We start from the raw sequence: 600 nt of genomic DNA on the forward strand, positions 1-600 counted from the left end.
GGCATGAACATCACGGAATCATGGTTTGAGGCGCGGCGGTCGGTCCCCCGCTGTGGAAGGGTGGCGGTAGGTGTTCGACCGGGGTCGGAGTGCTGACCGTGCGCGGTCGAACTCGCTCTGACCGCCCGAAGACGATGAAAATCATATCCAGGAACCCGAGGTTTGCTATCCAGGGCCCGCCGAGCGACTGCTGCCAGCGCTGGTGAATGTCACGACCGCCCTGGTGCCTTGAAGGTTGGAGACAGGTCGCCGCGGGGGCCACCTGCCGCATCAGGTGTGAACACGCACCGACGGGAAAGCGGCCGGACGGGAAATGGTGTGCCAGGAACAGGGTCTGTACCCTTCAACCCGAGGTGAGGACACCGTCATTCGACAGCCGCAGACTCGTTCTCTGTATGCCGGTCAGGCTCCGTGGTGCGGAGGATTTCGTTCAGAACGGAAGTGGCGTAATTCCCGGCGGGCAAAGAGAACGTGAGCACCAGTTGGTTGGCTTGCGGCCATTCCCATGACATATCCACCGGCCTGGCCACCAGGGCGCGGCGCTCCTGATCCAGACCGGCGTGTTCCATGCCGTCACACAAGGTGGCGTGACGTTCAGCC

Annotated in this window: 1 protein-coding gene; it reads right to left on the reverse strand. The window is 63.0% G+C overall.

Annotation, left to right across the window (positions count from 1 at the left end):
* Positions 1 to 365: 365 nt before the first annotated feature.
* The coding region (locus tag AC1DU6_RS34830; RefSeq protein ID WP_477863094.1) for a hypothetical protein at positions 366 to 600 on the reverse strand (235 nt) is incomplete at its 5' end.

This window comes from Roseateles sp. P5_B10, assembly GCF_056400485.1.